This is a genomic window from Burkholderia sp. ABCPW 11, from assembly GCF_001523445.1.
Taxonomy (GTDB): domain Bacteria; phylum Pseudomonadota; class Gammaproteobacteria; order Burkholderiales; family Burkholderiaceae; genus Burkholderia.
In genome coordinates this window covers 114,177-135,949 of the sequence record NZ_LOVM01000073.1, presented here as the reverse complement: position 1 = coordinate 135,949, position 21,773 = coordinate 114,177, and the positions used below count along the sequence as shown (strand labels likewise).

The 21,773-nt window shown below is 69.4% G+C and carries 20 protein-coding genes, 1 tRNA gene and 2 pseudogenes; 10 read left to right on the top strand and 13 right to left on the bottom strand.

Features of this window, described 5'->3' with window-relative positions; translation table 11 throughout:
- Window positions 1–53: 53 nt before the first annotated feature.
- Window positions 54–932, bottom strand: a complete 879-nt coding sequence (locus WS61_RS24550; protein ID WP_059504307.1) for an aldo/keto reductase family oxidoreductase — start codon at window positions 930–932, stop codon at window positions 54–56.
- A 101-nt stretch (window positions 933–1,033) separates the two neighbouring features.
- Between WS61_RS24550 and WS61_RS24545 the strand changes: the two genes are divergently transcribed.
- On the top strand, window positions 1,034–1,933 hold the full coding sequence (locus WS61_RS24545; RefSeq protein WP_059504305.1) for a LysR family transcriptional regulator: 900 nt from the start codon (window positions 1,034–1,036) through the stop codon (window positions 1,931–1,933).
- 6 nt (window positions 1,934–1,939) lie between these two features.
- Here WS61_RS24545 and WS61_RS24540 read toward each other — a convergent pair.
- From WS61_RS24540 to WS61_RS24530, 3 genes and pseudogenes are all read right to left on the bottom strand, one after another.
- A pseudogene (locus tag WS61_RS24540) lies at window positions 1,940–2,197 on the bottom strand (transcriptional regulator); the annotation flags it as partial.
- 126 nt (window positions 2,198–2,323) lie between these two features.
- Entirely contained in the window at window positions 2,324–3,085 is a 762-nt protein-coding gene (locus WS61_RS24535) for an isocitrate lyase/phosphoenolpyruvate mutase family protein (RefSeq protein ID WP_059504303.1), read from the bottom strand.
- A 144-nt stretch (window positions 3,086–3,229) separates the two neighbouring features.
- The gene (locus WS61_RS24530; protein WP_059504302.1) at window positions 3,230–3,697 is read right to left on the bottom strand and encodes a MarR family winged helix-turn-helix transcriptional regulator; all 468 of its coding nucleotides are present in this window, start codon (window positions 3,695–3,697) and stop codon (window positions 3,230–3,232) included.
- A gap of 81 nt (window positions 3,698–3,778) precedes the next feature.
- Between WS61_RS24530 and WS61_RS24525 the strand changes: the two genes are divergently transcribed.
- Together WS61_RS24525 and WS61_RS24520 are read left to right on the top strand one after the other, a co-directional pair.
- Window positions 3,779–4,147: a YciI family protein gene (locus WS61_RS24525; protein WP_059504300.1), complete on the top strand. Its 369-nt coding sequence runs from the start codon at window positions 3,779–3,781 to the stop codon at window positions 4,145–4,147.
- 93 nt (window positions 4,148–4,240) lie between these two features.
- A complete protein-coding gene (locus WS61_RS24520; protein ID WP_059504298.1) occupies window positions 4,241–4,858 on the top strand; it encodes a glutathione S-transferase family protein in 618 nt (205 codons plus the stop codon).
- A 48-nt stretch (window positions 4,859–4,906) separates the two neighbouring features.
- Here the strand turns inward: WS61_RS24520 and WS61_RS24515 are convergent, their stop codons facing one another.
- From WS61_RS24515 to WS61_RS24495, 5 genes are all read right to left on the bottom strand, one after another.
- Window positions 4,907–5,635, bottom strand: a complete 729-nt coding sequence (locus tag WS61_RS24515; protein WP_059504296.1) for an HAD family hydrolase — start codon at window positions 5,633–5,635, stop codon at window positions 4,907–4,909.
- A gap of 24 nt (window positions 5,636–5,659) precedes the next feature.
- Window positions 5,660–6,631 (bottom strand): ornithine cyclodeaminase family protein, encoded by a 972-nt coding sequence (locus tag WS61_RS24510; protein WP_059504294.1) that lies wholly within the window; start codon window positions 6,629–6,631, stop codon window positions 5,660–5,662.
- Between the two features lie 107 nt (window positions 6,632–6,738).
- A complete protein-coding gene (locus WS61_RS24505; protein WP_059504292.1) occupies window positions 6,739–7,869 on the bottom strand; it encodes a DSD1 family PLP-dependent enzyme in 1,131 nt (376 codons plus the stop codon).
- 129 nt (window positions 7,870–7,998) lie between these two features.
- Window positions 7,999–8,958 carry a LysR substrate-binding domain-containing protein gene (locus tag WS61_RS24500; RefSeq protein WP_059504290.1) on the bottom strand — a complete coding sequence of 320 codons (960 nt, stop codon included), beginning with the start codon at window positions 8,956–8,958 and terminating at the stop codon, window positions 7,999–8,001.
- 205 nt (window positions 8,959–9,163) lie between these two features.
- Entirely contained in the window at window positions 9,164–10,078 is a 915-nt protein-coding gene (locus tag WS61_RS24495) for an NAD(P)/FAD-dependent oxidoreductase (RefSeq protein ID WP_059504288.1), read from the bottom strand.
- A 139-nt stretch (window positions 10,079–10,217) separates the two neighbouring features.
- Between WS61_RS24495 and WS61_RS24490 the strand changes: the two genes are divergently transcribed.
- The 6 genes and pseudogenes from WS61_RS24490 (at window position 10,218) to WS61_RS24470 (ending at window position 16,598) form a co-directional block, all read left to right on the top strand.
- Window positions 10,218–10,658: an Rrf2 family transcriptional regulator gene (locus WS61_RS24490; protein WP_059504286.1), complete on the top strand. Its 441-nt coding sequence runs from the start codon at window positions 10,218–10,220 to the stop codon at window positions 10,656–10,658.
- Between the two features lie 89 nt (window positions 10,659–10,747).
- A tRNA-Gly gene (locus tag WS61_RS35050) sits at window positions 10,748–10,823 on the top strand.
- Window positions 10,824–10,908: 85 nt separating this feature from the next.
- Entirely contained in the window at window positions 10,909–11,490 is a 582-nt protein-coding gene (locus tag WS61_RS24485) for a DUF2760 domain-containing protein (protein ID WP_059504284.1), read from the top strand.
- Window positions 11,487–13,328, top strand: coding sequence for an Hsp70 family protein (locus WS61_RS24480; RefSeq protein WP_059504282.1), 1,842 nt, complete (start codon window positions 11,487–11,489; stop codon window positions 13,326–13,328). The genes WS61_RS24485 and WS61_RS24480 overlap by 4 nt, the downstream gene beginning before the upstream one ends.
- A gap of 5 nt (window positions 13,329–13,333) precedes the next feature.
- Entirely contained in the window at window positions 13,334–16,114 is a 2,781-nt protein-coding gene (locus WS61_RS24475) for an Hsp70 family protein (protein WP_059504280.1), read from the top strand.
- A gap of 12 nt (window positions 16,115–16,126) precedes the next feature.
- Window positions 16,127–16,598: pseudogene (locus WS61_RS24470) on the top strand (Lrp/AsnC family transcriptional regulator).
- Window positions 16,599–16,633: 35 nt separating this feature from the next.
- Here the strand turns inward: WS61_RS24470 and WS61_RS24465 are convergent.
- Genes WS61_RS24465 through WS61_RS24450 form a run of 4 tightly spaced genes read right to left on the bottom strand, consistent with a single transcriptional unit; the run spans window position 16,634 to window position 20,221 of the window.
- A complete protein-coding gene (locus WS61_RS24465) occupies window positions 16,634–17,227 on the bottom strand; it encodes a peroxidase-related enzyme (RefSeq protein ID WP_059504276.1) in 594 nt (197 codons plus the stop codon).
- On the bottom strand, window positions 17,224–17,754 hold the full coding sequence (locus WS61_RS24460) for a CMD domain-containing protein (RefSeq protein ID WP_059504274.1): 531 nt from the start codon (window positions 17,752–17,754) through the stop codon (window positions 17,224–17,226). The genes WS61_RS24465 and WS61_RS24460 overlap by 4 nt, the downstream gene beginning before the upstream one ends.
- On the bottom strand, window positions 17,751–19,211 hold the full coding sequence (locus WS61_RS24455) for an NAD(P)-binding domain-containing protein (RefSeq protein ID WP_059504272.1): 1,461 nt from the start codon (window positions 19,209–19,211) through the stop codon (window positions 17,751–17,753). The genes WS61_RS24460 and WS61_RS24455 overlap by 4 nt, the downstream gene beginning before the upstream one ends.
- Window positions 19,208–20,221, bottom strand: coding sequence for a LysR family transcriptional regulator (locus WS61_RS24450; RefSeq protein WP_059504270.1), 1,014 nt, complete (start codon window positions 20,219–20,221; stop codon window positions 19,208–19,210). Before WS61_RS24450 ends, WS61_RS24455 begins: the two co-directional genes overlap by 4 nt.
- Window positions 20,222–20,577: 356 nt before the next feature.
- On the opposite strand from WS61_RS24450, the gene WS61_RS24445 reads away from it, so the two are divergent.
- The gene (locus WS61_RS24445; protein ID WP_059504268.1) at window positions 20,578–21,771 is read left to right on the top strand and encodes an ABC transporter substrate-binding protein; all 1,194 of its coding nucleotides are present in this window, start codon (window positions 20,578–20,580) and stop codon (window positions 21,769–21,771) included.
- Window positions 21,772–21,773 lie beyond the last annotated feature (2 nt).

Below are 21,773 nucleotides of genomic sequence, written 5' to 3'. Positions count from 1 at the left end.
ATCCGGCGGCCGGTGGCCCGCGTTGCACGGGCTGCCGGGCGATCGTCCGCGCGTCAGGCGGCGTCGGCGCCCGCGATGCGGTCGAGTTCCGCGAGCGCGTCTGCCGGCAGATCGACGTCGGCTGACGCGAGATTCTCGTGCAGGTGCGTGACCGACGACGTGCCGGGAATCAGCAGGACATTCGGCGCGCGGTGCAGCAGCCACGCAAGGGCGACCTGCATCGGCGTCGCGCCGGTACGGGCGGCGACGCCGGACAGCGTCGACGACTGCAGCGGCGAGAAGCCGCCGAGCGGAAAGTACGGCACGTATGCGATGCCGTCGCGGGCAAGCGCATCGATCAGCGCATCGTCGCCGCGATGCGCGATGTTGTAGTGGTTCTGTACACAGACGATGTCGCAGATTCGTCGGCCTTCCGCGACCTGCGCGGGCGTGACGTTGCTCAGGCCGATATGCCGGACGAGCCCGCGCCGCTGCAGTTCGGCGAGCGTGGCCAGCGGCGCTTCGATCGATCCTTCTGCCGGCCCGTGCGTGTCGAACATGATGCGCAGGTTGACGACGTCGAGCACGTCGAGCCGCAGGTTGCGCAGGTTGTCGTGCACGGCCCGTTCGAGTTCGTCGGGCGCGAACGCGGGCAGCCACGACGCATCGTCGCCGCGTCGCGCGCCGATCTTGGTGACGATCACGAGATCGTCGCGATACGGATGCAACGCGTCGCGAATCAGTTGGTTCGTGACGTGCGGGCCGTAGAAGTCGCTGGTGTCGAGATGGTCGACGCCGGATTCGACGGCTTCGCGCAAGACGCGCAATGCAGCATCGCGATCTTTCGGCGGGCCGAATACGCCGGGGCCTGCAAGCTGCATCGCGCCGTAGCCGATTCGTTTGACGTGGCGATCGCCGAGCTTGAAGGTGGCGGTGGGACGAATGTCGGGCATGACCGTGCTCCTGTCGATGGGATGAATGCGTTCAGCATAGGGACGAGTCGTCTGCGCGATAAGCCGTCATAATTCGCACGGGTTGTACGAAAAGGCGAACAATGCAAACCGATCTGGGCGATCTGAACGCGTTCATGGCCGTGGCACGCGCCAGCGGATTCCGCGACGCCGCACGCATGACGGGCCTCAGCGCGTCGGGGCTGAGCGAGGCCGTGCGCCGGCTGGAAGCGCAGCTCGGCGTGCGGCTGCTGCACCGCACGACGCGCAGCGTCGTGCCTACCGAAGCCGGCGAACGCCTGCTCGCGCGCCTCGGGCCCGCACTGACCGAAGTGGCGGCGGCGCTCGACGATATCGACGAATTCCGGAACCGGCCGGCCGGCACGCTGAAGCTCAACGTGCCGGTCAGCGCATCGCGGCTCGTGTTGCCGGCGATCGTGCCGCGCTTTCTCGACGCGTATCCGGATATCCGGCTGGAAGTGATCGCCGACGAAAATTTCGTCGACGTGCTGGCGGCCGGATGCGACGCGGGTATCCGCTACGACGAACGGCTCGAACAGGACATGATCGCGGTGCCGATCGGCCCGCGCATCCAGCGCTTCGCGACCGCGGCGGCGCCCGGCTATCTCGCCCGGCACGGCCGGCCGCGGCATCCGCGCGATCTGCTCGACCATCGGTGCCTGCGCGGGCGCTTCGCCAGCGGCGCGATGCCGCCGTGGGAGTACGAGCGCGACGGCGAGGTCGTGCGGGTCGAGCCGGCCGTCGGCCCGCTGCTGGTGCAGATCGGCGGCGCGACGGACCTGCTGGTCGATGCGGCGATCGCCGGTACCGGCATCCTGTATCTGTTCGAAGACTGGGTGCGCCCGCATTTCGACAGCGGCGCGCTCGAACCCGTGCTCGAACCGTGGTGGCGGCCGTTCTCCGGCCCCTTCTTGTATTATCCCGGGCGGCGTCTCGTGCCGCCGGCGCTACGTGCGTTCATCGATTTCATTAAGGCCTCCTGAGCGTCGTCAGCGCGCCGGCGCGTGCGCGTCGAGCAACTGCCGGCGGCGCGCGTCGGTCGCATCGTCGGCGGGAAACATGCATTCCATGCGTAATTCCTGCGCGGCCGCGCTTTGCGGTGTGCCGACCGTCGTGATCGGCGAGAAGTAACGCAGCACGACGCCTTCGTGGATGAAGCCGATCGGGATGACCGGCAGCGGCGGCGCAGCGGCCGGCGCCGGCGGCGTGTTCCAGTCGCGCGGAAGCGGATGGGCGCACATGATGTCTGCGGGCGACGGGCGCCGCCAGAGTGGCGGCGCGACACCCGAAGCGTAGAAGCGGGCGTGTCGTGCGCCAATGACATGCGATGTCATCGTTCGACGCGCGGTGGCGCCCGCCGTTTCGCGAATCCGTCAGCCGCCCTGCCTGACCAGCGCCGCCAGCGCCTTCATCGCCTGCAGATACGGATACGGCCCGTGGCTGATGCGCGCCACGCCGTACTCGGCGAGTTCGGCGAGCGTCGGCGTTTCCGCGACGCGCATCACGTTCACCGGCAGCGGCGACGCGGCCGTCAGCGCACGAATGAGCGCCGGCGCGCGCAGGCCCGGCACGAACAGGCCGTCGGCGCCGGCCGCCGCATAAGCGCGGGCGCGCGCCAGCGTCGCCTCGAGCAACCGTTCGTCGTGCGTATCGGCCGCCGCCAGGAAGAACACGTCGGTGCGCGCGTTGATGAAGTAGTCGGCGCCCGCGCGATCGGCCGCCTGCCGCGCTGCCGCGAGACGGGCCGCCGCGGCGTCGACGTCGCGCAGTTCGCCCGTCGACGGCACGCTGTCTTCGAGATTGCAGCCGATTGCGCCGGCCCGGATGCTCAGCGCGATCGTCTCGCCGACTTCCTCCGGCCGCTCGCCGTAGCCGCTTTCGAGATCGACGGTGACGGGCAGGTCCGTCGCGCGCACGATCCGCTCCAGCACCTCCATCATCAGTGCGCGCGGCATCTGCTCGCCGTCGCCGAAACCGTTGGCGGCTGCGACGGACCAGCTACCGGTGGCCAGCGCGGCGGCGCCGGCGTCGGCCACCGCGCGCGCACTGCCGGCGTCCCATACGTTGAACAGCGCCAGCGGTTGGCCCGCACGGTGAAGCGACCGGAAAGTCGCGCCTTTCTCGTTGTTGCTCATGCTCGTCTCCTTGGATAACGGATCGGTTGTCGTGCCGAGCGATATTGCCACCGAATCGGGCGGTGCGACGGGGGCCGGCAATGTCTGCTGACAGCGCGTGGCAGGAAGTGCGCGCAACCGCCGCGGCCCGCTCCGTGCGCCGGCTCAGTCGCGCGAACCCGGATCGATCGACAGCGTGCGCAACTGGCCGCGCAACTGGTCGACTTCGCCCGGCGCGAACGCCCGCTCGATCTCGGCATGCGTGCGCTGCCACAGCGGAAACGCTTCGGCCAGCAGGCCGTGCCCGGCCGGGGTCAGTTCGAGCAGGCGGCTGCGCCGGTCGTCCGGATCCTGCGCGATCGCGACGAGGCCGCGCCGCTCGAGCGGCTTGAGCGCAGCGGTGAGCGTGGTGCGATCCATCGCGAGCAGCGACGCGACCGATTTCATCGGGGCCGGTTGCGGCCGATTCAACGACATCAGCAGCGAAAACTGGCCGTTGGTGAGATCCAGCGGGCGCAGCACATCGTCGAAGATGCGCGCCAGATTGCGCGCCGCGCGCTGCATGTGCAGGCACAGGCAGCAATCGCGCACCATCAGCGTCGTTTCGAAGGGAAGCTTTTCTTTTCGTGCCATGTTGCAATTGTGTTGATATCAACCTATCTTGTCAAGGTCGAGGCGCGGCAACCCGCTGCGTCCGTCATCGGAGGAGAAGGCATGAGTGCGCAACAACAGGTGTATCTCGCCGTATTTCTCGGGAGCCAGGATAGCCCGGCGATGAAGGCATGGCTCGCGCTGCCCGAGGAAGAGCGGCGCACGCGCGAGCGCGACGGCATCGCCGCATGGCATGCGTGGGTCGAGCGCCATCGCGACGCGATCGTCGAGCTGGGCGGGCCGCTCGGCAAGACCAAGACCATCGACGCAGGCGGCATCCGCGACACGGCCAATGCGCTGACCGGCTTTACCGTCGTGCGGGCCGCGTCGCACGACGCGGCCGCCGCGCTGTTCGAAGGTCATCCGCATTTCACGCTGTTCCCGGGCGTGTCGGTCGACGTGATGCCGGTGCTGGCGATTCCCGGCGCGTGAGCGACGCGTGATGCCGGGCGCTGCGTGTCGCCCGGTTCGATGCGCGTGGCCCGGATACGGGCTTTTTTCCGACGTTCTGGATGGAGATTGGCGATGAAGCTTTACGGATTTGCCGGCACCCGCTCGCAACGGGCGCTGTGGGGGCTGAAGGAACTGGATGCGGATTTCGAATTCGTGTCGGTCAACCTGCTCGAGGGCGAGCACAAGCGGCCCGAATTCCTGCGCCTCAATCCGGCCGGCAAGGTGCCCGTGCTGGTGGACGGCGACCTCGTGATTCCCGAATCGGCCGCGATCGTGCTGTATCTCGCGGACAAATACCCGGAGAAGGCGCTGCTGCCCGTCGATCCGGTGCTGCGGGCGCAGGCCTATCGGTGGATCATGTTCGCGGTGACGGAGCTCGAGCAGCCGCTGTGGCGGATCACGCGGCATACGTTCCTCTATCCGCCGGAGAAGCGCTCGCCGGCCGATATCGAACTGGCGCGCGAGGATTTCGCCACGATGGCCGTCATTCTCGACAAGCATCTCGAAGGGCGCGAGTTCATCGTCGGCGATGCGCTGACGGTGGCCGATTGCGTGACGGCCTACCTGATCGACTGGGCGAACGAATGCCACCTGATCGAACCGTTCCCGCAATTGCGCGCGTATCTCGAACGGCTGTATGCGCGGCCGAAGGCGCCGCAGCGGATCGCGGAGGCGAGGAAGGCGGCGTGAAACGGGTGGCGGGTCATGCGCCGTATCGGCATGACCTGCCGCGTTCGCCTACGATCGCGACACCGTATCTGGCCCGCCAAGCGCACGGCACAGCATCGCCAGGTCGCGCAGCGTGAGATGCGGCGTCGCCGGATGCCGAGGCGCCCGTTCTCCTTCGGCCCGAGGCTCGCGCACGACCCATGCGGCTTGAAGCCCCGCATTCAACGCGCCGACGATATCGAGGTGGAAGTCGTCGCCGACATGCAGCAATTCGGCCGGACGTACGTCGAGTGCGTCCGCCGCCGCATGGAAGATCTCGGGTGCCGGCTTGGCGAAGCCGAAGGCACGCGCGCTGAGCGTCGTGCGGAAGAACTCGCCGCCGCCGGTCAGCCGGAGATCCGCGTTGCCGTTGGTGACCGCGATCAACGGAAAGCGGGCACTCAACCATGCCAACGCCGGCAGCGCGTCTTCGTAGAATTCGACGCGGTTGCGCGCTGCGTAGAAGACGTCGTAAGCACGGTCGGTCAGCGAGACGTCTTCGTTCGCGCGTTCCAGCGCGAGCCGGATCGACCCGATTCTCATCGCACGATAGTCGCTGGCGAGCTCCGGACATGAACGTTCGTATTCCTCACGTAGCGCACTGAGTGCCTGTTGCGTCGGCAGCACGCTCGCGGTATTGGGCGCGTGCTCGATCAGCCATGCGCGAAGCGTCGCCTCGGCCCGGACGACGGACGGCCCGAACGGCCACAGGGTGTCGTCGAGGTCGAACGAGAGGGCGGAAACTTTGGCGAGACGCATGGCGGCGGAAAGCGGGAAGTCGTTTTACCAGGGCCACGGAACGGAGGTTCCGGTGCCGTTGTCGAGGGCGTACCGGTACAGGAGGCGCGCGACGGTCAGGTCCTGAAGCGCGAGCCCGGTCATGTCGAAGACGGTGATCTCGTGCGCGGCACGGTCGACCGATGTCGCACCCGCGAGGATGTCACCGATCTCCGTACGCGGCAAATCGGGCGCCCACTGGCACTCGCCGATGCTGCGCGCCTGGTCGTGATCGTCCACGACGATGCGCGCGCGTTCCAGCACGCCTGCCGGAAGTTCGCGCTTGCCCGCGGTATCGGCGCCCACGCAGGTCAGGTGGGTGCCCGGCTGAAGCGCATCCGCGTCGAACAACGCGCCGCCGCCGGGCGTGGCCGTGATCACCACGTCGCTATTGGCGACCGCCTCGTTCCGGTCGCGCGCGACGCCGATCTTGCACCGTTCGACGAAGTGCGATTCGAACGCCGGGTCCGGCTCGCCACTGACGTTCACGTACTGCACCGTGCACCGCTGCGGCAGCAGCCTGAGCGCGTAGTCGAGCTGCACGCGCGCCTGCACGCCGGTGCCGAACACGCAGATCCGCGTGCTGTCGCGGCGCGCGAGCAATTGCAGCCCGAGGCCGCCCGCGGCGCCGGTCCGCGCGGTGGTGATCGCGTTGCCGTCCATGATGCACAGCGGCCTGCCCGTCGCGGGATCGAACAGCGCGACGGTGGCCTGATGCGGCTCGCCGCCGCGTGCCCGGTTGCCCGGCCAGAACCCGGCGGCCTTGAAGCCGAGCAGATCCTGACCGGCGACGTCGCCCGACTTGATGCCGAACACGCCGCCGGTATGCAGCTTCTCGCGCACCACCGGGAATACGCGTCCGGCCCTTTGACTGTGCAGCACGAAGGCTTCGCGGACGGCCGCCAGCACTTGCCCGGCCTGCAGGGCGGGCTCGACGGCGTCGCGGTCGAGGAGAAGGAGGCGGGCGTCGGTCGGCATGGTCGCGGAGCTGTTCGGCACGAGACGAATCGAGAATGTTTAAATTCTGTCCAGAGTTGGACGAATAGTCAATGCGTGGATGACGCGGCATGGACGCCGGACTTCGCTCACCAGCCGTAGAAGCGCGGCCACGTCTGCGCGTCGCCGTCGTCGCCGATGGCTTGGTATTCGGGATGTTGCGCGCCGGTGGCGCACGCGTGATTCGGCAGGATGCGCAGGCGCGTGCCGATCGGAAACCGCTGCGCGATACCGGTATCCGGCGTGCCCGCGCGCGACACGATCCCGTGTTCCTGGTTGGCGGCGCTCATCAGGTAGTCGCCGAGCACTTCGCCGGCTTCGGTGCAGATCTGCCCGTAGCCGAAATCGCGCGCCTGGCGTTGCGTGCCTCGGTCGCGGCTCATCGCCATCCAGCCCGCGTCGACGATCGCCCAGCCTTTCTCTTCCTGGTGGCCAATGACGGTGGTCAGCACCGACAGCGCGATGTCCGACAGTTCGCACACGCCGATGTTGTGCATCACGAGGTCGAACATCACGTACACGCCGGCGCGCACTTCGGTCACGCCGTCGAGCCGTTGCGCCGCCAGCGCGGTGGGCGTCGATCCGATACTCACGACCGGGCACGGCAAGCCGGCCGCCCTCAGGCGCTCCGCGGCCCGCACGGTGCGGCTGCGCTCCTGCTCTGCGATCGCGACCAGCGCATCGTGCGTGTCGTATTCGTAGCTGGAGCCCGCGTGCGCGAGCACGCCGCCGAGCAGCATGCCGCCGTCGGTCAGCGCGCGGCCGACGTCGATCAGCAGGTCGGCTTCGGGCGGGATGCCCGAGCGGTGGCCGTCGACGTCGACCTCGATCCACACGTCGAAACGTTCGCCGTGCTCGCGCCCGAAGGCGGCGATCGCATGCGCGGCCGGCAGGCTGTCGGCGACGATCTTCAGGTCGCAGCCCTGCCGGCGCAGCGCAAGCGCCTGGCCGAGCCTGGCGGGCACCATGCCGACCGCATAGACGATGTCGCGGATGCCGTCGGCGAAGAACTGCTCGGCTTCCTTGAGCGTCGACACCGTGATGCCTTGCGCGCCCGCCGCGATCTGCGCGTCGACGACGTGCCGGCATTTGGTGGTTTTGACGTGCGGTCGGAACCGGACGCCGAGTGCGTCCAGATGCGCCTGCATGCGCGCGATGTTGCGACGCATGCGGCCGACATCGATCAATGCGGCCGGGGTATTGAGCGTGTGAAGGTCCACGGTGGGTCCGATTGCGAGGTTGCCGAAGCGGACACTGTAGGGCAGTTGGCTCGCATCGTGCTTAATGCAGGACTAATCCGTCATTAAGCCGGATTTAATGGATCGAATCTCGCGGATCGCGCCCCCGGCTCACGCCTTGCCGCGCCACGGCGGCGGATCGAGAAACCGCCGCGCGGCGTCGAGAAACACGCGCTGCCGCGCGGAGCGGCCGGTGCGCGACGGCAACAGCGCCGTCACCGGCGCGGGCGGCAAGCGCCAGCCGGGCAGCAACCGGACGAGCTTGCCGTTCGCGAGCAGCGGGGCGACGTCCCACTCGGAGCGTTCGACGATGCCGAGCCCGGCGAGCGCCCATTCGGTGATGACGGTGCCGTCGTTCGACGACAGCGCGCCGGTGACGCGGATGACGGCGGACCGCCGCGATTCGCCCTTGACGCTGCTGCCGGGCGAGAAGCGCCAGCGCGGGATGTCTTCGTCGTTCTCGCGCAGGCACAGGCAGTCGTATCGTGCCAGGTCGGACGGATGGTTCAGGTCCTCGATGCGGCGCGCGTACGCGGGGCTCGCACACAGAAAGCGCTCGTTGGGCGCGAGCGGATAGCCGATCCACGACGACGACTTGAGGCTGCCGACATGAACGACCACGTCGGCCCCCGCCGCGCTGGTCAACGGGCTTTCCGACAGGTGGAGCGAGATGTCGAGTTTCGGATGCGCACGGTGCAGGTCGCGCACGATCCGGGCGACGTACTTGCGGCCGAAGCCGAGCGGGGCGACGACGCGCAGCGTGCCCTGCACGTCGCCGTGGTCGCCCGTGATGCCGACCGGCAGCGCCTCCACGCGCTCGAGAATGCCGACGGCTTCCTGGTACAGCCGCTGCCCTTCGTCGGTCAGTGCGATGCCTTTCGGCTGCCGCACGGCGAGCCTGGCGGACAGGCGTGCCTCCATCCGCTGCAGGCGAATCGTGACCGCGGGCGGCGTGAGATCGAGCAACCGGGCGGCGGCGGCGAGGGAGCGCGACATGCCGATCGCGCGGACGAGTCGAAGGTCGTCGAGGTCGAGCATTTCATGGCTCTTAATGCGGATGATGGCGAGCATTAAACCGCACATCGTGCGGCGAAGCCATCGACGTGGCGCCGGGCGGCGCCTACGAGGATGGCGGGAACGCGTCGCTGCCAGCCTGTGGTGGCTCAACTGGCGCGAGACGCGGCGGATCTCGCTGGAGGAGTGCAGTGTGGAGGGCGATGCGCAGCCGGCTGCGGACGCCGCGCCGCGCGCGGCGTGACGCCTGCTGCCCACCCATCTACGCGTCCAGCCCGAAAATCAGCGACCGGTGTACGCCCACGCCGGCCGCCACGCCCGATGCCGATGCGAACGTCGCATTGGTCATCAGGCTCGACGCGTCGCCGGCCGCATACACGCCGGCGATGCTCGTCTGCTTCCACGTATCGACGCGGATCGCGGGGCCGAGCGGCCCTTCGTCGAACGCGCAGCCGAGCTGCTGTGCGAGGTCGCTCGCCATGGTTGTGCGCGCGCCGATGAACAGCGCGTCGATCGGCACGACCTGACCGTCGGCGAGCCGCAGCGCGTCGATACGCGGCGCATCGCCGAGGATCTCGACGACCGGCGAGCGCTCGATGCGCACGCCGCGCGCAGCGAGCAACGCGGCTTCTGCTTCATTCGCTTCGACCACGCCCTGCGTGAACCATGTCGTCGGGCCCCAGTCCGGAATCAGGATCGCCTGATGGACCGACAGCGGATGCGAGGCGAGCACGCCGAGCCGCTGGCCGCCGACCTCGTACCCGTGGCAGTACGGACAGTGCAGCACGCTGATGCCCCAGCGTTCGGCGAGCCCGGGCAGCGCCGGCAGTTCGTCGCGGATGCCGGTCGCGAGAATCAGCCGGTCGGCGCTCGCGTGGCGGCCATCGGCCAGCGTCACGTCGAAGCGCCCGTCCGTGTTGCGTTCGGCGGTGCGGACCTCGCCGTCGATACGCTGCACGGTTGGATACGCGGCGAGTTGCGCGCTCGCTTCGGCGACGATCTGCGCGGGCGGCTTGCCGTCCTGCCCGAAGAAGCCATGCGCGTGTTCGGCAAAGCGGTTGCGCGGCCGGCCGGCGTCGATCACGAGCACGCGGCGGCGTGCCCGCGCCAGTTGCATCGCGGCCGACAACCCGGCAAAGCTGCCGCCGATCACGATCACTTCATGATGGGAATGCATGCATCGACTCCTTTCTGAACCTGCGTGAATGATCACGTGCTCCGCTGGCGGACAACTCATGAAACACGAGAAGTTGCATGATAGGGCGATGGTATCATTCATGCAACTTCAGAAGTTTCGAGAAAAGGGAGTCCCGCCCGTGAGGACCGACAGCCGTTTGTCGCGCATGCTGCATGCGCTGATCCACATGGACCAGGCCGACGGTCCGCTGACGTCGGAGACGATCGCGACGATGCTGTGCACGAACCCGGTCGTCGTGCGGCGGCTGCTCGGCGGGCTGCGCGATTGCGGGTACGTGCAGTCGGAGAAGGGGCACGGCGGCGGCTGGGCGCTGAGCGTCGCGCTCGACGACATCACGCTGCTCGACGTCTATCGCGCGGTGGGCGAACCGCCGCTGTTTTCCGACCTGGTGTCCGAGGATGCGCCCGAGTGCCTGGTCGAGCAGGCCGTCAACGCGCATCTGTCGGCGACGCTGAAGGAGGCCGAAGCCTCGCTGCTTGCGCGCTTCGGCGAAGTCACGCTCGGCATGCTGTCGCGCGATTTCGAAGCGAAGGCGGCCCGGCGGCGCAAGCCGCGCTGACGCGTCGCAGCATCGCGCTCGGGCGCACCCGACCGGCGATCCGGCGCGGCCGAAACCGCCGCGCCGCGGTGTTCTGTCCCCTGACTTCTGCCCGGTTCGTCCGCCACAGGGCAAAATACGGGTTTTCCGCACCCGCGAGGGCGCGTTCGAATCACGCGCCGGGCGGCGGCAGTGCGCATTCCGCACGCTGCGGCCGGGCGCCCAGGCAAGATCGCTCGCCGTGCTGCGAGCCCACAGGAGTCCAGACCCCATGCCCGAATCCAACCTGTCCTTCTTTGGCCGGCTGTCGCTGGCCGTCGGCACGTTCTTCTCCGTGCTCGGCAACCGCGAGTTCGCGGCTGAAGTGCTGCGCGTGCGCGACGGCGTCCCGGCGGCGCCGGTTGCCCAGGCCCCGGCAGCGCCGGCACCGGCCGCGGCGCCCGTGAAGGCGCCGGCCCCCGAGCTGCGCGAAGCGAGCCCGCAGGCTGCCCTACAACTGCTCGGCCTGCTGCAACGCGATGCACGCTTCATCGATTTCGTCGAGGAAGACATCGCCGGCTATGCGGACGCCGACATCGGCGCCGCCGCGCGCCTCGTGCACGACGGCTGCCGCGCCGCGCTGCGCGAACACTTCACGATCGTGCCGGTGCGCGACGAAGCCGAAGGCAGCCGCGTGACGCTGCCGGCCGGCTTCGACGCGACGGCCGTACGCGTGACCGGCAACGTGGTCGGCTCCGCGCCGTTCACCGGCACCGTCAGCCATCGCGGCTGGCGCGTGTCGGACGTGCGCCTGCCGAAGCTGACGGGCAGCCACGACGCATCGGTGATCGCACCGGCGGAGGTGGAACTGTGAGCGATCCGCGCTATTCGATCGGTATCGACCTCGGGACGACCCATTGCGCGCTGTCGTACGTCGACAGCAGCACGAGCGACGGCGAAAAGATCGTGCAGCAGGTGCTGCCGATCGCGCAGCTCACCGCGCCCGGCGCGCTGGAATCGCGCGACCTGCTGCCGTCGTTCCTCTACCTGCCGCATGAAAGCGAACTGACGCAGGGCGACCTGACGCTGCCGTGGACGGCCTCGCGCGGCTTCGCGGTCGGCGAAATGGCGCGCACGCGCGGCGCCGGCACGCCGATCCGCCTCGTGTCGAGCGCGAAGAGCTGGCTGTGCCACCCGGGCGTCGACCGTCGCGCGGCGATCCTGCCGAGCGATGCGCCGCCGGAAGTCGCGCGCGTATCGCCGCTGGAAAGCTCGATCCGCTACCTGACGCACCTGCGCGAAGCGTGGGACCACGCACACCCCGACGCGCCGTTCGCCGACCAGGACGTGACGGTCACGATCCCCGCATCGTTCGATCCGGCCGCGCGCGAACTGACGGCGGAAGCCGCGCGGGCCGCCGGCTATTCGCGGATGACGCTGCTGGAAGAGCCGCAAGCGGCGCTCTACAGCTGGATCCAGAAGAGCGAGGGCGGCTGGCGCAAGCAGGTGCAGGTCGGCGACCTGATCCTGTGCGTCGACGTCGGCGGCGGCACGACCGACCTGTCGCTGATCGCGGTAGTCGAGCGCGACGGCAACCTCGAACTGCATCGCGTGGCCGTCGGTGAGCACATTCTGCTCGGCGGCGACAACATGGATCTCGCGCTCGCGCACGTGGTCGCGCGCAAGCTCGCGCAGCAGGGCACGCAGGCCGATCCGTGGCAACTGCGCGCGCTGACCTACGCGTGCCGCTCGGCCAAGGAAACGCTGCTGTCCGACCCGACCACCGATGCGGTGCCGCTCGTCGTGCCGAGCCGCGGCTCGAAGCTGATCGGCGGCTCGATCCGCACCGAGCTGACGCGCGCGGAACTCACGCAGACGATCCTCGAAGGCTTCTTCCCGCAAGTCGATGCCGCCGCGCGCCCGGTGAGCCGCGCGCGCGTCGGCCTGACGCAGCTCGGCCTGCCGTATGCGCAGGACGCCGGCATCACGCGCCATCTCGCGGCGTTCCTCGGCCGCCAGGTCGCGGCGCTCGACACGCTCGAAGGCGTGCAGCGCACGCTGCCGCCCGGCGCGACGTTCCTGCATCCGACCGCCGTGCTGTTCAACGGCGGCGTGTTCAAGTCGACGCTGCTCACGCAGCGCGTGCTCGACACGCTCAACGGCTGGCTCGCCGCCGAAGGCGCGCCGCCCGCGCGCCTGCTCGAAGGCGCCGATCTCGATCTCGCGGTTGCGCGCGGCGCGGCGTATTACGGCTACGTGAAGCGCGGCCGTGGCGTGCGCATTCGCGGCGGCACGGCGCGCGCGTACTACGTCGCGATCGAATCGGCGATGCCCGCGGTGCCGGGGCTCGAACCGCCGGTGCAGGCGCTGTGCGTCGCGCCGTTCGGGATGGAGGAAGGCTCGGACGCGGCGCTGCCGCCGCAGGAGTTCGGCCTCGTCGTCGGCGAACCGGTGCAATTCCGCTTCTTCGGTTCGTCGGTGCGCCGCCAGGATCAGGTCGGCACGCTGCTCGACTACTGGTCGCCGGAAGAGCTGCAGGAACTGGAAGAAATCCAGGCGACGCTGCCCGCCGAAGGGCGTACGGTCGGCGAAGTCGTGCCGGTGAAGCTGCATGCGCGCGTGACCGAAGCCGGCACGCTCGAACTCGAGGCGATCCCGAGCGGCACGAACGAGCGCTGGAAGGTCGAGTTCGACGTGCGCGGCGCCGCCTGAGCGCGATGAAGCGTTATACGGTCGGCATCGACCTCGGCACGAGCAACACCGTCGTCGCATACGTCGAGGCCGGTTCCGACGCGATCCGCGTGTTCGACGTCGAGCAACTGGTCGGGCCGGGCGCGGTGGCCGCGCAGCCGCTGTTGCCGTCGGTGCGCTATCACCCGGCGGCGGGCGAGTTGCCGCCGGACGCGCTGCGCTTGCCGTGGCAGGCGGCTGGCGTGCGCGGCGCGCTCGCCCATTCGGGCGGCGGCCGTGACGGCGGGGCGGACGACGCGCCGCCGGCCGTGATCGGCCGCTACGCGCGCACGCTCGGCGCGCAGGTGCCGGGCCGGCTCGTGTCGAGCGCGAAGAGCTGGCTGTCGCACGCGGCGGTCGACCGGCTCGCGGCGATCCTGCCGTGGGGCGCGGCCGACGGCGTCGACAAGGTGTCGCCGGTCGATGCGAGCGCGAGCTATCTCGCGCATGTGCGCGACGCGTGGGACGCGCACTTTCCCGATGCGCCGCTCGCGGAGCAGGACGTGATCCTGACGGTGCCCGCGTCGTTCGACGACGGCGCGCGCGCGTTGACCGTCGAGGCCGCGCGACGCGCGAAGCTGCCGGCGCTGCGATTGCTGGAAGAGCCGCAGGCCGCGTTCTACGACTGGCTGTACGGTCAGCGCGACACGTTGCGCGAGACGTTCGCCGCCGCGCGGCGCGTGCTGATCTGTGACGTCGGCGGCGGCACGACCGACCTCACGCTCGTCGACGTCGCGCCGGGCGGCGACGGAGAGCCGACCTTCACGCGCGTCGGCGTCGGCAACCATCTGATGCTCGGCGGCGACAACATGGACCTCGCGCTCGCGCGCCTGGTCGAGACGCGGCTGACCGAGCCCGGTACGCGGCTGTCGGCCGCGAGCCTGTCGCAACTCGTCGAGCGCTGCCGCGCGGCCAAGGAGCGGCTACTCGGCGACGACGCGCCGGCGTCCGTCACCGTCACGCTGCTCGGCGCGGGCAGCAAGCTCGTCGGCGGCGCGCGCTCGGCCGAGCTGACACGGCAGGAAGTCGAGCAGATCGTCGTCGACGGGTTCTTTCCGCAGGTCGATGCCGGCGAACTGCCGCGCCGTGCGCGCGCTGCGATCGTCGAATTCGGCTTGCCGTATGCGAGCGACGCGGCCGTCACGCGCCACGTCGCCGCGTTCCTGAAGCGTCATGCGCAAGGCCCGCTGCCGGACACGCTGCTGCTCAACGGCGGCGTGTTCCGTGCGCGCGCGCTCGCCGGCCGTCTCGCGCAGACACTCGGCGCGTGGCGCGGCGCGCCGCTCGACGTACTGCACAACGCGCATCCCGATGTGGCCGTCGCGCGCGGCGCGGTGGCCTACGGACTCGCGCGTGCCGGCCATGCGCCGCGTATCGGCGGCGGCTCCGCGCGCAGCTATTTCCTCGTGCTCGACGATGGTGCGGACGATTCGGCCGCACGCGGCGTCTGCCTGTTGCCGCGCGGCGCGGAGGAGGGCCGCGAGATCCGGCTCGACGATCGCACGTTCGCGCTGCAACTCGGGCAGCCGGTGCGTTTTCACCTCGTGTCGACGGTGGCCGACACGCAATATCGACCCGGCGATCTCGTCGATCTCGACGGCGGCGATTTCGTGCGGCTGCCGCCGATCGCGACGGTCGTCGATGCGAAGGCGGGCAGCGACGCGCGCGAGACGCCGGTGAAGCTCACCGCGTCGCTGACCGAGGTCGGCACGCTCGAAATGCATTGCATCGCGACTGACGACGCGGCGCGCCGCTGGCGGCTCGAATTCCAGTTGCGCGGCGATGCGCCGGTTCACGGCGACGATGCCGCGGCCACGCGGCATCCGCGTCTCGACCAGGCGATCGCGCTGATCGAGCGCTCGTTCGGCAGCAAGGCCGCAGGCGTGACGCCGAAGGACACGCGCCGGTTGCGCACGCAACTCGAACAGGTGCTCGGCGCGCGCGAAGACTGGGACGTCGCGCTCGCACGCGAACTGTTCGACGCTTTGCTTGCGCGGGCGCGGCGGCGTCGTCGCTCGGCCGATCACGAGCGCGCCTGGCTGAATCTTGCCGGGTATTGCCTGCGTCCGGGTTTCGGCCATCCGCTCGATGCGTGGCGCATCGAGCAGCTGTGGCCGTTGTTCGACGACGGCATTCAATACGTGACCGACGCCCAGGTGTGGTCCGAGTGGTGGACGCTGTGGCGGCGCGTGGCCGGCGGCCTCGACGACGATGCGCAAGCGCAGGTGCGCGACGCGATCGCGTTCCTCGAACCGTCCGACGACAAGCGGCGCAAGCTGCCGTTCGATCCGGCCAAGGTCGGGCCGGCCGACATGACGCGGCTGTCCGCGTCGCTCGAACGGCTGCCCGTCGAGCGCAAGGTCGAGCTCGCCGAGCGCCTGATCGCGCAATTGCAGAAGCCGGCCGAACGGGCGTTGTGTGCGTGGGCGCTCGGGCGGATCGGAGCAAGGCGGCCGTTCTACGGCAGCGCGCATGGCGTCGTGCCGCCGGAAATCGTCATCGGCTGGCTCGATGCGCTGTTCGCGCTCGACTGGAAGCAGGTCGAGCCCGTGGCGTTCGCAGCGGCACAGATTGCGCGGATGACGGGCGACCGCTCGCGCGACCTGCCGGACGACACGCGCGAAGCCGTCATCAAGCGCCTGTCGGCCGCGAATGCGTCGGCGGCGTGGATCGACATGGTTCGTGAAGCGATCGCGTTCGACGAAGCCGATACGGTGCGCGTGTTCGGCGAGACGCTGCCGGCGGGGTTGAAGCTGCTGGCCGATTGAAAACAGGACAGGATGCTTCGATCTCGTTCGGAGATCGAAGTATACTGCCGAGCGTCGAGCGTCGACCGCGAGCTCATCGCGCTGCTGCGCGACAACGCGCGACAACGCGCGACTGCCCGTCGTCGCGTTGGCGAAGGCATTGCGCGTGGCGCGCGCGACCGTGCAGAACCGGCTCACGCGGCTGGAGAAGAACGGCGTGATCGTCGGCTATACGGTGCGGCTCAAGCCGGCGGCCGAACGGCACCGGATCCGCGCGCTGATGTCGATCGCGGTGCAGGGCAATCGCGGCGCGGAAGTGGTGAAGGTGCTGCGCGGGCATCCGAACGTCGCGTCGATCCACAGCACCAACGGCCGCTGGGATCTCGTCGCCGAACTGCATGCCGATTCGCTCGAGCACTTCGATCGCGTGCTCGGCGCGATCCGGTTGATCGACGGGATCGCGAATACCGAGACGAGCATTTTGTTGTCGACGCACAAGGCGTGACGCGGCCCTGGCCCGCGCCACGTCCTTCCGTGCGCTCAAGCATCGGCCTCCGGTGCCGGGAACACCGGCTCGCCGAGCGTAAGCATCAACCGGTTCGCCCACGCGAAGATCGCGATGGCGTGCGACAGGTCGAGAATCTCCTCGTGCGTCAACCCTTCGGCTTCGAGCGCCGCGATGTCGTGCTCGCCGATCGCGTCGGGCCGTTCGGTCAACGCGATCGCATAGCGGACGATCGCGCGTTCGCGCGCCGTCGTGCCGGCCGTCGCCGGATCGTCGAACACCTGTTCGATCGCATCGGTGCGTTTCGCGAGCTGCGCGAAGCGCTGCGCATGCACCGACGCGCAGTACACGCAGCCGTTCACGCGCGATACGGCCGTGCTCGCCAGTTCGCGCTCCGCGCGCGACAGCCCGCCGGAGCCGTACATGATCGCGTTGAACACGCCCGAGCGGTGCCGCAGGATGTCGGGAAGATGGACGAGCAACAGGTAATAGTCGGACGTTTTCGCTTGCGGGTGGCTCGCTTCGAGCACCGCGAGCTGATCGGGCGTCGCCGCGTCGAGCGGCACCGTGTCGAGCCAGGCGCGCCAGCCGAGCGTATCGGACGTGAAGCCGTGGGCGGCAGTCGTCATGCGGCCTCCTTCGCGGCACGTGCCTGAAGTGCCTGCGCGGCAGCAGCGACGCGCAACTGATACGCGACGAACGCGACGAGTTGCGACAGCGCGACGATCGCGGGCGTCGTGAGTCCGGCCGACTTCAACGTGTCGAGATCGGATGCGCGCGCGTTGGCCGGGGCGTGCGTCAGGCGTTTCGCGTGCAAGAGGGTTGCGCCGAGGCGTCGAGGTAGCGCGTCGAACGCATCGGCATCCGCCCGGTCGATGTCGTCGAGCGTACCGCCCGCGTCGAGCAGCCGCGTGCGATAGAGGTCGGCCAGCGCGTGCGCATTCGACTGCCGCGCGACATACCGTGCCGCATGCAGCCGCTCGATCAGCGAAAGATCGGGCAACGCGGGATCGAACAGCGCGGCTTCGCTCAGTTGCGTCGGCAGCAGCACCTTGTCGCGGGCGCGGCGTAGCGTGGCGACGGCGTCGTTTTCCCGCAGGCCGGCTGCCGCGTCGATCGTATCCGGCACGGCGGCCGGCGTGATGGAGTCAGTCATCGTTTCGGTTTTCCTTCGTCGTCAAAGTGATCGAGGGCGTCGGCGTCGCGCCATTCGTCGCCCTGCAACTCCGCATTCGCGTAGGCGACGAGCGCGTCGTAGTGGCGGTCGCGATCGGCATCGAACAACTGACTCGCGATGCCGCGTGCCAGCCGCTGCGCGCCCGCGCTGATGGCCGGGATATCGCCGGACAGCTTGCCGTGGCTCAGGCTCGCCGCATGGTTGAAGCAATGGATTCGCGTGACGGCCGGGCAGGCACCGCGCTCGCGCTCCTGGAACGCGAACGCGGGGCCGAGATCGGGCGACTCGGCGAGCTCGTCGAGCCACAGCGCCGGTTCCGGTCGATAGCGATCCTTCCAGCGCCGCACGTGTGCGCCGAACGACGCGAATTCCTCGCGCGTCGTCCAGTCCGAATGAAAGCCCGTCGCGAAGATCAGGAAGTCGACCGTGTAGCGGCCGCGCGATGTCGTCACTTCCAGCCCGTCCGCATGGTCGGCGAGCGTTTCGATCGGGCTGCCCGCATGGAAATGCGCATGGCCGTGGCGCGACACGCGCAGCACGCTGTCGCGCGGCGGCGGCGTTTGCGACGTCAGCGCGTAGTGCATGAAGCGCCACTTCGTCGCGTCGTCGAGATCCGCGTAGCCGTGCACGAGCCCCGGGCTGCCGATGCCCGTCAGCTTGTTGATGCGCGGAATTTCCGCGCGGCGGAAGAACAGGTCGACGCGGGCGGCGCCGGCTTCGAGCGCGGTGCCCGCGTTGTCGAACGCGGACGCGCCCGCGCCGACCACGCCGACGCGCTTGCCCGCGAGCGCGGCGAAGTCGATCGGCTCGGACGAATGGGCCCAGCGCGTGCGCGGCACGCGTTGCGCGACGGGCGGCACGTACGGACCGCCGAGCCCGTCGCGGCCGGTCGCGAGCACGACGTGCCGCGCGAGCAGCGTCTGCGCTTCGCCGTTGCCGCGCACGTCGAGCGCGAGCAGCCCGTCGTCGCGCGGGCGCAGCGCGACGAGCGTCGTGTCGTTGCGTACTTGCAGGTCGAGCACGCGCCGATACCAGCGCAGGTAGTCCATCCATTGCGGGCGCGGGATCTTGTAGAGCGCGTCCCATGCGTCGCGGCCGTATTGCGCTTCGTACCATGCGCGGAACGTCAGCGCTGGCAGGCCGAGCGCGGGGCCCGCGAGCTGCTTCGGCGAACGCAGCGTCTCCATCCGCGCGAAGGTCAGCCATGGGCCTTCGTAACCGGCCGGCGCGCGGTCGATCACGCACTGGTTGTCGATGCCGAGCAGGCGCAGCTCGGCGGAGGCCGCAAGCCCGGCCATGCCGCCGCCGACGATTGCGACGTCGAGCACGCGCGCGCCGTCCGCTTCGCGCGGCGGCACCCACGACGGCGCGGGCAGGTCGAGCCAGCGCAGGTCCTGCGCGAGCCGCGCTTCGAGTGCGTCGAGCTGGGTCGTCATGCGGCCTCCGGGCGCACGCGGCGGGTACGTGTCGGGCGAGGCGGGCGCGTTGCGCGATCGGTGCGCAGCCGGTCGCCGCGCAGCAGCGCGTCATGCGCGGCGGCGTCGTGAAAGATCACGTCGTCGAGCAGCGCGCGCGTCGTGCGATGCAGCGCGTCGAGCAGCGCATCGACGGCCGCCGTGCGCGCCTTGCCGGCCGGTGTTGCGACGCCGAATGCGAACGGGATGTCGACGTCGAGCGGGCGCGCGACGACGCCGTCGACCGGCAGCGCGACGCCCGTGGCCGGATCGACGATGCCGATCCCGATGCCCGCGCGCGCGGCCATGACCGCATTCAGCGACGCATTGGTTTCGATGAATACGCGCGCATCGACGCGCGCGGCGGCGAACGCCGCGTCGATCCGCTGGCGCAACCGGTGGCGATTCGCGACCGTCACGATGCGGCGCCGCGCGAGGTCGCGCAGCATGACGCGCGGCTTTGCCGCGAGCGGGTCGCCGGCGGGCAGCACGGCAACGCACGGTGTCTGCGCGATCCACTGCACGTCGAGCCCGGCATGCGCCATCGGCAGCGTGAGCACGCCGACATCGGCCGTGCCGGCCAGCACCTCGTGCACGACATGCTCGGCCGATTCGCTGCGCAACTGATAGTGCGGCGCATGCGCACTGTCGGGCAGCGCGGCGAGCGCGGCCGGGACGAGCGTGGCCGCGAGCGACGGCGTGGCCGCGATGCGTACGGGTTCGGCGGTTTCGTCGCCGAGCGCGCGCGCCCGCGCCTCGATCGCGCGCAGGCCGACCAGCGAGCGTTCGACTTCCTCGTACAGCAGGAACGCGCGTCGCGTCGGCGTGACGCGCGGGCCATGCCGGTCGAACAGCGCGTAGCCGAGATCGGCTTCGAGTTCCTGGATCTGCCGCGTGACGGCCGGTTGCGAGCGACCGAGTAGTTCGCCCGCGCCGGTCACGCTGCCGGCCGACATGACCGCGGAAAAGGCTTCGAGTTGATGCAGCTCCATGTCGCGTTCCGATGATGCAATTTGCGCATTGTAGGAGTGCGAGCATGCGCGATTCATATAATGATTTTTGCTATCGACAGCGGGAAAACTGCGAAGCGCGCGACTGTCGCGGCGGCCGGTCGTATGCGCATGCGCGCCGGTTGCACGGGGGTGACGAGAACGAAACGTCAATCGAATCAACGCGATGCGGTGGGTGTCTGCACGTCGCTCGACGCACGACGGATAGACGGCCGTTCACGAGCGTCGCCTGCTTCGCGCCGCGTGCGATATCGATATGCGCAAAACTTCGTTGGATCGTCCTGAACCGGATGGTTACATGCCCTCACTCTTTTCGACGGACTGAAGCTGGGGGACGCATGAATGTTTCGGGGAACGACGCGCGCGGCGCATGGCGACGCGTGCTGGGCACGGTGGCGGCGCTCGCTGCGGCATGGGGCTTGTCGACGGGCGGCGCGCTCGCGGCCGGCGTATCGGGCGAGCCGGTGGTGATCGGCGTGAGCGGCCCGCTCACGGGCCAGGACGCGCAATACGGCGAGCAGTGGAAGCGCGGTTTCGATCTCGCGCTCGACGAGATCAACGGCAGCGGCGGCATTCACGGCCGGCCGCTCGCGATCGACTTCCAGGACAGTCGCAGCGACCCGCGCCAGGCGGTGGCGATCGCGCAGAAGTTCGTCGCCGATCCGCGCATCGCGGTCGAGCTCGGCGATTTCTCGAGCGCGACGTCGATGGCTGCGTCGCCGATCTACCAGCGCGGCCAGTTGGTGCAGTTCGGCTTCACGAATTCGCATCCGGATTTCACGAAGGGCGGCGATTATCTGTGGAGCACCGCGTTGAGCCAGGCCGAGGAGCAGCCGCTGCTCGCGCGCTACGCGGTGAAGGAGCTCGGTTTCAAGCGGATCGCGGTGCTGTACCTGAATACCGACTGGGGCCGCACCAGCAAGGACATCTTTGCGAAGGCGGTGACCGGGCTCGGCGCGCAGGTCGTCGCGGCCGAAGGCTACCAGCCGGCGGAGAAGGATTTCCGCTCGACGCTCGTGCGGATCGGCGCCTCGAAGCCCGATTCGATCGTGCTGATCTCGTACTACGCGGACGGCGCGCAGATCGTGCGCCAGGCGCGCACGTCGGGCATCGTGCTGCCGATCGCGGCGGTGGGCTCCGTGTATTCGCCGAAGTTCCTCGAACTGGGCGGCACGGCCGTCGACGGCGTCTATACGGAATCGAACTTCTTTCCGGCCGAACCGCGCCCCGAGGTGCAGGCATTCGTGCAGCGCTATCGTGCGAAATTCCACGCGGATCCCGATTCGTTCGTGGCGCGTGCCTACGATGCGCTGATCCTGTCGGCGGAAGTGCTGCGCCGCTACGGTACGACGCGCCAGGCCGCGCACGACGGCTTCGCGAAGGTCAGCGACGTGCCGAGCGTGATCTTCGGCAAGGTGCGCTTCGATCCGCAGACGCGCCGCGTCGCGGGCGCGCGCACCGTGTATCTGGTCGTGAAGCAGGGGCAGTGGGCGCTGTGGGACGGCGCGAAGCCGCAGCTCGCGGCGCGCTGAAC

Bases quoted from the DNA above. Each gene is read 5' to 3' on its own strand.
- WS61_RS24550 (WP_059504307.1), bottom strand. From the start codon at position 932: ATGCCCGACATTCGTCCCACCGCCACCTTCAAGCTCGGCGATCGCCAC.
- WS61_RS24545 (WP_059504305.1), top strand. From the start codon at position 1,034: ATGCAAACCGATCTGGGCGATCTGAACGCGTTCATGGCCGTGGCACGC.
- WS61_RS24535 (WP_059504303.1), bottom strand. From the start codon at position 3,085: ATGAGCAACAACGAGAAAGGCGCGACTTTCCGGTCGCTTCACCGTGCG.
- WS61_RS24530 (WP_059504302.1), bottom strand. From the start codon at position 3,697: ATGGCACGAAAAGAAAAGCTTCCCTTCGAAACGACGCTGATGGTGCGC.
- WS61_RS24525 (WP_059504300.1), top strand. From the start codon at position 3,779: ATGAGTGCGCAACAACAGGTGTATCTCGCCGTATTTCTCGGGAGCCAG.
- WS61_RS24520 (WP_059504298.1), top strand. From the start codon at position 4,241: ATGAAGCTTTACGGATTTGCCGGCACCCGCTCGCAACGGGCGCTGTGG.
- WS61_RS24515 (WP_059504296.1), bottom strand. From the start codon at position 5,635: ATGCGTCTCGCCAAAGTTTCCGCCCTCTCGTTCGACCTCGACGACACC.
- WS61_RS24510 (WP_059504294.1), bottom strand. From the start codon at position 6,631: ATGCCGACCGACGCCCGCCTCCTTCTCCTCGACCGCGACGCCGTCGAG.
- WS61_RS24500 (WP_059504290.1), bottom strand. From the start codon at position 8,958: ATGCTCGCCATCATCCGCATTAAGAGCCATGAAATGCTCGACCTCGAC.
- WS61_RS24495 (WP_059504288.1), bottom strand. From the start codon at position 10,078: ATGCATTCCCATCATGAAGTGATCGTGATCGGCGGCAGCTTTGCCGGG.
- WS61_RS24485 (WP_059504284.1), top strand. From the start codon at position 10,909: ATGCCCGAATCCAACCTGTCCTTCTTTGGCCGGCTGTCGCTGGCCGTC.
- WS61_RS24475 (WP_059504280.1), top strand. From the start codon at position 13,334: ATGAAGCGTTATACGGTCGGCATCGACCTCGGCACGAGCAACACCGTC.
- WS61_RS24465 (WP_059504276.1), bottom strand. From the start codon at position 17,227: ATGACGACTGCCGCCCACGGCTTCACGTCCGATACGCTCGGCTGGCGC.
- WS61_RS24460 (WP_059504274.1), bottom strand. From the start codon at position 17,754: ATGACTGACTCCATCACGCCGGCCGCCGTGCCGGATACGATCGACGCG.
- WS61_RS24455 (WP_059504272.1), bottom strand. From the start codon at position 19,211: ATGACGACCCAGCTCGACGCACTCGAAGCGCGGCTCGCGCAGGACCTG.
- WS61_RS24450 (WP_059504270.1), bottom strand. From the start codon at position 20,221: ATGGAGCTGCATCAACTCGAAGCCTTTTCCGCGGTCATGTCGGCCGGC.
- WS61_RS24445 (WP_059504268.1), top strand. From the start codon at position 20,578: ATGAATGTTTCGGGGAACGACGCGCGCGGCGCATGGCGACGCGTGCTG.